Consider the following 8,785-nt stretch of genomic DNA (forward strand, 5'->3'; position numbering starts at 1 on the left):
GGCGTCGTCGGTGGGCGGCTCCAGCGACCCCAGCACGGAGACCGGCAAGCCGGCGTCGGAGCCCGGCGTGTAGATGCGCACGTCGGCGGCCTCCGCCAGCCGGGCGATCCGCTCCGGCGGCTGGTCGTGCCCCGCGAGCCCCTTGGCCCACATCTCCGCAGTCTGCGCAGCCAACTCGTCGGGCGTGATGCCCTCGCGCGTCGCTTCCGACTCGTCCACCCACGGGCGGAAGTCCGCTGGCGCCAGCTGGGGGAACTGGAGGGCCAGGTTGCCGAGGTCGCCCTTGGGGTCGATGGCGATGACGGGGATGCCGTCGAGCGCGGCCTCCTCGATCAGCCCGACGCCCAGCCCGGTCTTGCCCGAGCCCGTCATGCCGACGATGAACGCGTGCGTGGTCAGGTCTGCGGCGTCGTAGAGGATGGGCGCGTCGGTCGGCTCGGAGGTGGCAGGGTCGACCTCTCGGCCGAGGTAGAACACACCGAGGCCTTCGTAGGGGGCGGACATCGCAGGGTGGGGGAGACGCCAGGAGTCTAGCGCGACCCCGGTGGCCGTCGCCAGCGGGTCACGAGTGGGCCGTCCGCGTGAGCCGGTCCGTCGTGGTTTCCCGGTTGTAAATGGAGATCCCCTCCAGCCTCATGCCCCGCCGCGTCCTCCCTCGGTTCTGTTCCTCGCCTTTCGGCGCCTTCGGGCCCGCCCTCACGGCGGCCTTGCTATTGGTTGGGGGTGCCGGCGCGGCCGCTCAGGGAAGCCCGCTCAACACGAACGGAGGATTCGAGTCCGCGGCCCTCGGTCCGGTCACCGACCTCGCAGGCGGCGTCGACGGGTGGACATTGAGCGCCAGCGGAAGCGTGTCGCCAGCCCCCCTCTTCACGGTCGTGGAGGACGGGGCGGAGGGGAGCGGCCGTGCGCTTCAGGTGACCGTCGACGGCGTCGGGCCCAACACCTTCGACATCCAGGCCGTCGCGACTGGGGTCCCCGTGACTCCCGGAGGGACCTACCTGCTGACGGTGCAGGCGAGGTCGGAGGGGCCCGGTGGCCTCGTCACCATCACGGCTGGGAACTCGTCGTTCCAGGAGTACGGGCGCCTCGGCGGACAAGTCCTCCCGGACGATTGGAAACGGTTCGCCTTTGAGTTCACGGTCGCTGATCAGGAGACGGTGGCCCGAGCCCCCATCCACTTCAGCTTCCAGAGCAATGTGGGGAAGTCCATCGTGATCGACGACCTCCAGATCGTCGCCGTCGACGGGCCGGGTCCGTCCGGACCTCCACTCGCCGACGGCCTGCCGACGTTCGTCGGCAGCGCGTTCAGCGCGTCGCAGACGCGAGGCTTCGAGGCCTACTGGAACCAGGTGACGGCCGAGAACGCCGGGAAGTGGGGCGTGGTCGAGCCCACACGGGATCAGATGGACTGGACGGAGCTCGACGCTGCCTACGCGCTTGCGCAGGACAACGGGCTTCCGTACCGGCACCACGTCCTCGTGTGGGGGAACCAGCAGCCGGCCTGGATGGCCGCGCTCCCGCCCGACGAGCAGCTCGCCGAGATTCGAGAGTGGTTCGAGGCGGTCGCCGCTCGGTACCCCGACATCGACTTTCTGGAGGTCGTAAACGAGCCGCTCCACGACCCGCCGGACGACCCCGAGGACGGCGGATACATCGAGGCCCTCGGCGGCTCTGGCCAGACGGGGTGGGACTGGGTGATCACGGCGTTCCAGTTGGCTCGAGAGGTCTTCCCCGCCGATGTCGAGCTCATGATTAGCGACTTCAACATTCTCAGCAGCACGGCCACCGCAATCGAGTATCGTCAGATCGTGACGCTCCTCCAGGACCGAGACCTCATCGACCGAATCGGGGTGCAGGGCCACGCCTTCTCGACGTGGGAGGGCGCTCCCATCACGCAGTCCCTCGATCTCCTCGCGGAGACCGGGCTACCGATCCACGTGACGGAGGTGGACTTCGACGGCAACCGAATGCCAGAGACTCCGGTGTCCACAGCGGACTCCGATCAGACGCAGCTGGAGGCGATCCAGCGCGTCTTCCCAGCCCTGTGGGAGCACCCGGCCGTCGACGGCATCACGCTGTGGGGCTGGCGGCCCGGGTTGTGGCGGACCCCGCAGGAGGCCTGGCTCGTCCGGGCGGGCGGCGAGGAGCGTCCCGCGATGGTGTGGCTGCGCGAATACCTCGACGGACAGCGAGCGACGCCGACCGAGACCGAGGCAGAGCGTGAGGCGGCGTGGGTCAGGAACGCTCCCAACCCGGTCACCCACATGACGAACCTCTCGTTTGCCGTGACTCAGCCCTCGGACGTGACGCTTTCCGTCTACGACGCCACCGGCCGGCGAGTCGCAGTCCTCGTCGACGGGGTCCGGGGACCCGGTGAGTATCGGGTTCCGTTCGATGCTGCCGGACTCGCGGGGGGGACGTACCTCTACCGGCTGACATCCGGAACCGCCGTCGCGACGGGGACGATGGTGATCATCCGATAGGGAGCGTCCGCAGGCAGTCGGGGGACCTCACGGCCTCTCACCACCGATACGCGAGGCCTCCGGTCCCGAGACGCCGCGCTGACGGTCGAGTCTGGTCCTTGGCCCCTGCTGGCGGCCGTCGCCAGCGGAGCGCCGCCGGGATCAGTCGGTCGTCGCCGCCTCGTTCCGCGTCCACGACCCGTACATCGGGTTGGGGAACGCCCAGAACCGACTGCCGAACTCGGACAGCGCTCCCTCGCCCTCGAAGCGAACGTCCTGCGAGAGATCGGGGAAGTCGCCGATGTTGTCGCCCATCCACATCACCACCGCCAGCGGGGGGAGCCCGGTCAAGGTGCCCTGCTCGACGGCTGCGAACCGGGCGTTTTTGTCGCCCTCGTCGACTCGGCAGAGCACCGCGTCGGCCTCGATGCCGACCGCGGACAGGTTGCGGCGTGTCTCGTCGCAGACGATGTCGTCCCGGTTCGTGACCACGACGACCCGCCCGCCGAGCCCGCGCACGAGGTCGGTGAAGGCGACGGCGCCCGGGAGCGCAGGGGCGGCCTCGCGCCGGACCCATTGGTTCCAGGTCTCCGGGGTGTAGCCCAGCCCGACCTCCGCCCGCTCGCGCTGGTAGAGCGAGTTGTCGAGGAGCGTCTCGTCGGCGTCGATGACGACGGCCCAATCCGGAGCGGCGAGCGTGTCGGCGACGGCGCGGAGGTGCAGCCCAGCGGCCCGGTAGGTCTGGGCGTAGACGGCACGGTGCTCGGCGGATCGTCGGACCCACCGGATGTCGAGGGGGATCTCAGCCGTAGCGGACGTCTCCGCTGGCGGGGGCGCCTCTGGGACGGGAGCGAGAGAGGCGCACCCCGCGATGGTGAGTGCGCTGAGGAGAAGAGCGAGCCGGGCAGACATGGCAGAGGGGGGAGGACGCTACGACCCTCATAGTACCTCGTGCTGTGCCGCCGTGCGCTGGCCAGTCAGAACCCCGTGCCGTGGTCCCGCTGGCGACCGCCAGCAGAGGCTCTGTAGGGTCTTCGTCCGTGCGTGCCTGCGGTAGACGATGTCCTTTCGTGGTGGCTGTTTCGCATCGGGACGGGCTCGTTCCTTCACGCAGCGACCCGAGCATTCGGCAGGTCACACGCCGGACCCCGGGAGATCCCTCATGGTTCCATCGGGAAAGAGCGGGACCTACACGCTGAGGGTGTGAAAGAGGGGTCCCGTCAGACACTCAACGCGAGTTTGCTGTTTAGAACCGATCCAGATAGCCCACCGGCTGGTGCCTCCCCTCTCCCTCGGTCACGACACCCCCTGGCGGCGACGCCTCGGTCCCTCGCCCCGCGAGGAGGCCCGTCAGACCCTCGCCGATCAGAGCGACGCGGACCTCGTCGCCCGCATGGCCCTCGGCGACGAGGCCTCCCTCTCGGAACTCCACAAGCGATACAACGGAGAGCTCCGCGCCTTCGCCACCGCCACCGCCGGCGCCGCTGAAGCCCGGGCCGTGGTCCAGGAGGTGTTCGTCGAACTCTGGAACCGTCGACGCGAGGTCACCGCCGACCCCTCGCTTCGGGCCTACCTGTTCCGTGCCACGCGCACGCGGGCCCTCGACAACGTCCGGGGGCGACATCGGTGGACGGCCCGCTTCAAGAGCCTCGACATGGTTCGCAGCCACGCGGCCGAGACGAACCCGCCAGACAGCAGCCCGCTGGCGACGGCTGTCGCCCGCGTTGAGGCGACGCTCCCGGCTCGCCAGCGGGAGGCCTTCGGGCTCTACTATCGCCACGGCCTCACCTACGTCGAGGTCGGCACGGTCATGGGGGTGTCGTGGGGAGTCGTGCGCAACTACGTCTACCTGGCGACGCAGACGGTGCGGAAGAAGATGCCGCAGGACCTGCTCGCCGACTACTTCGCAGACGCTTCGTAATCGACGGTAAACCGTCGCTTTCGGGATCTAGAGGGCCTTTGCGGAATCTTGCGGAGCCGTTTGGATGGGGCGTGGAGCGTAGGTGAGGCCTCGGCGACGATGACACGTCGAGCGGTCTCGGCGCTGAAGGGATGAGCCCCTCATTCCATGAGCCCCGATCGTCTCCTCCGCTACCTCCGCGGCGACGCCTCCCTCGACGAGCGTCGCTCAGTTGATACCTGGATCGACGCTGATCCTGCCCACCGGGGCGCGCTCGACATCGTGCTTCGGCAGGCAGCGCTCGACCGTATCGACGGCGTAGCCCGCCCGACGGGCGCGCTGCTCCGGCCGTCGCAGACCGTTGGGAGTGCTCAGGTCTCCGCTTCGCCCGGTTCCTCGCCGTCGTGACCATGGAAAGCGCCCTGGGCACACAAGGCTTCCTGAGCACGGCAGACTGGTCGCGGATCATCGACGCGGTCGGCGGCAGGCTCTCGCCCGGTGAGCGGGCCGCGTTCGAGGCGTGGCTTGACGCGGACCCTGAGCGCCGCGCGGTGTACGTGGATCTCCGCGAGTGGAAGCAGACCCTGAGGCCACCGGTGGCCCCGTTCACGGAGGATAAGAACTGGGAAGCCATCCAGAGACGGATGCACCTCCCCGATGCAGGTCGCCCCAGCGGCGACCGCCAACGCGGCGTCCGCTCGTCGATGCAGCCGCTGGCGCGTTCTTCGCGCTCACTCTCCCCCTTCCGACTGTGAGCGCTGACGACTGGACCCGCATCGACGACTACCTCCGGGGTGACCCATCTCCTGAGGAACAGGCCGCGTTCGAGGCATGGCTGAGCGAAGACCCCGAGCGCCGGACAGCGTTCGAGCAGCTTCGCGGGCTCCGCGCGTGGGGTCAGGCCGAACGCTACGACGTTCCAGAAGAGGAGGTCGAAGACGACTGGGCGGCAATCCGCAGTCGGATCGATCGCTCCGATGGCGACGGCCACCGGTCCCGCTCCGCGCCCGCACGCCCCGCCGTCTCCGCCGACCGCGCCCCCCGACAGGCCACCCGACGCCCCGCCCGCAGGATCCGGCCTCTCCCGGTGGCCCTCGCCACCGCCCTCGTCGCAGCCGGCGCCTGGCTCGCCACCGCCTCCCTCCGCACCGGCGATGCCCCCGGACCGCGCACCTGGGCCACCGGGCCCACCCAGAGCGCCACCGTCCCCCTCGCCGACGGCTCCCGCGTTGTCCTCGCCAGCGGCACCACGCTCACCCGGACCGACCCCACGAGTCGCGACTACGTGCTGACCGGCGCGGCGCGCTTCGAGGTGGCTCGCGACGAGGCGCGTCCGTTCACGGTCGAGACGGAGCATGGCATGGCGCGCGTGCTGGGGACGGTGTTCACGGTCTCGGCGGCGGTAGACGCAGACAGCATGGCGGTGTCGGTGGAGGAGGGACGCGTGGCGGTTCGCTCGTCGGGCTCCGCTGGCGAGGTGGTGCTGGTGACCGGGGAGGTGGCGAGTGCTCGTGTGGACCGGGCGCCGGTGCTGGTGGCTGCGGCTGTGCCGGAGGTGGCGGCCGTACCTGATGCGGTGGACTCGTCGCCCGCGGTCGGGGTATCGCTCCGGTTCGACGGGGCTCCGCTGGCGGCGGTGGCGGCGGCGCTGTCGCAGGTCCACGGTGTGACGGTGGAGGTGGAGGGCGCCGAGGCGGCTCGCCTACCGGTCACGGCCGACTACACCGGAGTCTCGCTCGACGACGCAGTCGAATCGCTGGATGCCATCCTGGACCTCACCGTCGAGACGCGTGGGTCTCGCATCACGCTGTCGCAGACGCTTCCGGACGTCCGATGAGAATCGCTCTCCTCTCCCTTCTCGCTGGCCTGCTGGCGGCAACACCCGCTAGCGCTCAGAACGATGCGTCGCCGGTGACGCTCGACCTCGGACTCGTGACCCGTGAGGCTGCCCTGGACGCCATTCGCGATGCCTCCGGTCTCCGCCTCGCGTGGCGGACAGGGGCCACCGGGCTCCAGGACTCCGTCCTCGTCCGCTTCGAGGAGGTCCCCGCCTTGGAGGCCGTCCGGACGGTGCTCGACGGGTCGCCCTTCGGGGCCTACGCATCGGCCTCTGGGATCGTCAACGTTCGGCTCCGCCCAATTGGGACGGTGACGGGTCGCGTCGTCGACGCAGCCTCAGGGGACCCGCTCCCCGGTGCCGCCGTCCTCGTCGTCGGCACGACCCGCGGCGACGCCGCTGGCGCCGATGGGCGATTCCTCATCGACGCAGCGCCAGCGGGCGCTCAGGTGCTCCAGACGAGCTTGCTCGGCTACGAGACCGCACGCGACTCGGTCACCGTCCGCGCTGGCGCGATGACCGAGGTCGAGGTTGCGCTCGCGGAGAGCTCGTTCGGCCTGGGCGACGTCGTCGTCGAGGCTGAGACCGAGGCGGCCCGCATCGAGGCCACTGCGCAGGCCGTCGCCGTGCTCGATCTCCGTGAGGCGCGCACCCGGACCGCCGACCTCGGCGAGGTCCTCTCGCGCGCCCAGGGCGTCGCCGTCCAGCGCACGGGCGGGCTCGGGTCGAGCGAGCGCGTCTCACTCAACGGCCTCACCGACGACCAGATTCGCTTCTTTATCGACGGGCTTCCGATTGGCCTCGGCGGCTACCCGTTTGGACTCTCGAACGTACCGGTCAACCTCGTCGAGCGCGTCGAGGTCTACAAGGGCGTCGTTCCGATCCGGTTCGGGGCCGACGCGCTCGGCGGTGCCATCAACCTCGTCACGCCGGAGCCCGTGCCGGGCGCCAGCGGGTCGGCGTCGTACCAGGTGGGCTCGTTCGGGACGCACCGGACGGCGGCGGACCTTAGCTATCGCAGCGAGCGAACCGGCCTGTTCGTGCGCGGCGGCGGCTTCTACGACTTCGCCCGGAACGACTACGACGTCACGGTCTCGATCCCCGACGAGGTGGGACGGCCGCAGGAAGTGACCGTGCCGCGGTTCAACGACCGCTACCGCGCCGGATCGGTCAACCTCACAGCGGGCGTGCGGGGTCGGACGTGGGCGGACGAGCTAAGCGTGCGCGGCTACGTCGTCGACTTCGCGCGCCAGATCCAGAACAACGCGGTCATGTCGGGACTGCCGTTCGGCGAGGCCGAGTCGTTCGGGATGACGGCGGGGGTCAACGCGACGTATCGGATCCGCGTGGCCGACCGCGTGTCGCTCGATGTCGCCGGGGGCTACGGGCGTACCGAGCGAAGCTTCCTCGACGTGTCGAGCTGCCGGTTCAACTGGTTCGGCGAGTGCTTCCGCGAGACGCCGGTCCCAGGAGAGATCACACGCAACGGGACCGACCGGACCATCTGGGACGACGACGCCTTCGCACGGATGAACGCCGAGTGGCGGATCGGCGAGCGCCACACGGTCCGGCTCTCGATGGCGCCGACCTTTAACTGGCGGACGGGCGAGGACGCGCTCGTCACGCAGGGCGTGGACCTGCTCGCGGGCGGTGCGCGGCTCACGACGTGGGTGAGCGGGGCGGAGTACCAGGTCAGCGGGGCTGGCGGGCGGTTTGAGAACCGCCTCTTCGTCAAGGACTATCGGCAGCTTGCGCGGTCCACGCAGGAGCGGGCTTCGGGTGGACCCCTAATAGACCGCACCGCGACGAGCCTCCTCGGCGCCGGCAATGTCGTCCGGTACCGACTCAGCGGTCGGCTCGCGACGAAGCTCTCCTATGAGTGGGCGACGCGACTGCCCCGCCGCGACGAGCTGTTCGGCGACGGGGTCGGCATCGGCCGGAACCCCGACCTCGCGCCCGAGCGCAGCCACAACGCCAACCTCGAAGTGTCGCTCACGAGCGCGCGCGGCGCGCGGACGCCGTGGGCCGTTCAGGTCAACGGGTTCGCGCGCGTGACGGACAACCTCATCACGCTCGTCCCGACAAACGCGTTCATCAACGTCTTCCGGAACGTCTTCAGCGCGACATCGCTCGGCGTCGAGGCGAGCGGCCAGGTGTCGCTCTTCCGCGACCGGCTCACACTCGACGCCAACACGACCTATCAGGCCTTCCGCAACACGTCCGACGAGGGAGTCTTCGCACTCTTCGAGGGCGACCGGATTCCGAACCGACCGTTCTTCTTCGTCAACGCCGCTGCCAGATACCGGACGGCGTCTCCTCTCCGACGTGGCGACGCGGTGAGCTTGTTCACCGGCACGCGCTACGTCCAGTCGTTCTTCCGGACATGGGAGAGCGTGGGCATCCAGGAGTTCAAGATCGAGGTCCCGACGCAGACCACGGTCAACCTCGGGGCGACCTACGAGTCGGCGACGCAGGGGTTGCGATGGGCGCTCACGGGCGAGGTCCAGAACGTGACCGATGCGACGGTCTTCGACTTCTTCGGCGTGCAGCGTCCCGGACGCGCCGTCTACCTCAAGCTGACCACCC

The 8,785-nt window shown here is 69.8% G+C and carries 8 protein-coding genes; 6 read left to right on the forward strand and 2 right to left on the reverse strand.

Annotated features, from left to right (window positions below):
• Positions 1–504: DUF87 domain-containing protein (locus AAGI91_17110; protein ID MEM1044330.1), on the reverse strand; the 504-nt coding region annotated here is incomplete at its 3' end.
• A gap of 131 nt (positions 505–635) precedes the next feature.
• On the opposite strand from AAGI91_17110, the gene AAGI91_17115 reads away from it, so the two are divergent.
• On the forward strand, positions 636–2,483 hold the full coding sequence (locus AAGI91_17115; GenBank protein MEM1044331.1) for an endo-1,4-beta-xylanase: 1,848 nt from the start codon (positions 636–638) through the stop codon (positions 2,481–2,483).
• 141 nt (positions 2,484–2,624) lie between these two features.
• Here AAGI91_17115 and AAGI91_17120 read toward each other — a convergent pair whose 3' ends face one another.
• On the reverse strand, positions 2,625–3,374 hold the full coding sequence (locus tag AAGI91_17120; GenBank protein ID MEM1044332.1) for an HAD family acid phosphatase: 750 nt from the start codon (positions 3,372–3,374) through the stop codon (positions 2,625–2,627).
• Between the two features lie 364 nt (positions 3,375–3,738).
• Between AAGI91_17120 and AAGI91_17125 the strand changes: the two genes are divergently transcribed.
• The 5 genes from AAGI91_17125 to AAGI91_17145 form a co-directional block, all read left to right on the forward strand.
• Positions 3,739–4,383, forward strand: a complete 645-nt coding sequence (locus AAGI91_17125) for a sigma-70 family RNA polymerase sigma factor (GenBank protein ID MEM1044333.1) — start codon at positions 3,739–3,741, stop codon at positions 4,381–4,383.
• 147 nt (positions 4,384–4,530) lie between these two features.
• Positions 4,531–4,770, forward strand: a complete 240-nt coding sequence (locus tag AAGI91_17130) for a hypothetical protein (GenBank protein ID MEM1044334.1) — start codon at positions 4,531–4,533, stop codon at positions 4,768–4,770.
• Positions 4,771–4,772: 2 nt separating this feature from the next.
• Positions 4,773–5,117 (forward strand): FecR/PupR family sigma factor regulator, encoded by a 345-nt coding sequence (locus AAGI91_17135; GenBank protein ID MEM1044335.1) that lies wholly within the window; start codon positions 4,773–4,775, stop codon positions 5,115–5,117.
• Positions 5,114–6,199 (forward strand): FecR domain-containing protein, encoded by a 1,086-nt coding sequence (locus tag AAGI91_17140; protein MEM1044336.1) that lies wholly within the window; start codon positions 5,114–5,116, stop codon positions 6,197–6,199. Before AAGI91_17135 ends, AAGI91_17140 begins: the two co-directional genes overlap by 4 nt.
• Positions 6,196–8,785 (forward strand): carboxypeptidase-like regulatory domain-containing protein (locus AAGI91_17145; GenBank protein MEM1044337.1); only part of this gene is annotated, 2,590 nt, incomplete at its 3' end. The genes AAGI91_17140 and AAGI91_17145, both read left to right, overlap by 4 nt.

Source organism: Bacteroidota bacterium, from assembly GCA_038746285.1.
Taxonomy (GTDB): Bacteria; Bacteroidota; Rhodothermia; order Rhodothermales; family JANQRZ01; genus JANQRZ01.

What these genes read in the sequence shown, in the direction of transcription:
- AAGI91_17115 (MEM1044331.1), top strand. Translation starts at nt 636, where the DNA reads ATGCCCCGCCGCGTCCTCCCTCGGTTCTGTTCCTCGCCTTTCGGCGCC.
- AAGI91_17130 (MEM1044334.1), top strand. Translation starts at nt 4,531, where the DNA reads ATGAGCCCCGATCGTCTCCTCCGCTACCTCCGCGGCGACGCCTCCCTC.
- AAGI91_17135 (MEM1044335.1), top strand. Translation starts at nt 4,773, where the DNA reads ATGGAAAGCGCCCTGGGCACACAAGGCTTCCTGAGCACGGCAGACTGG.
- AAGI91_17120 (MEM1044332.1), bottom strand. Translation starts at nt 3,374, where the DNA reads ATGTCTGCCCGGCTCGCTCTTCTCCTCAGCGCACTCACCATCGCGGGG.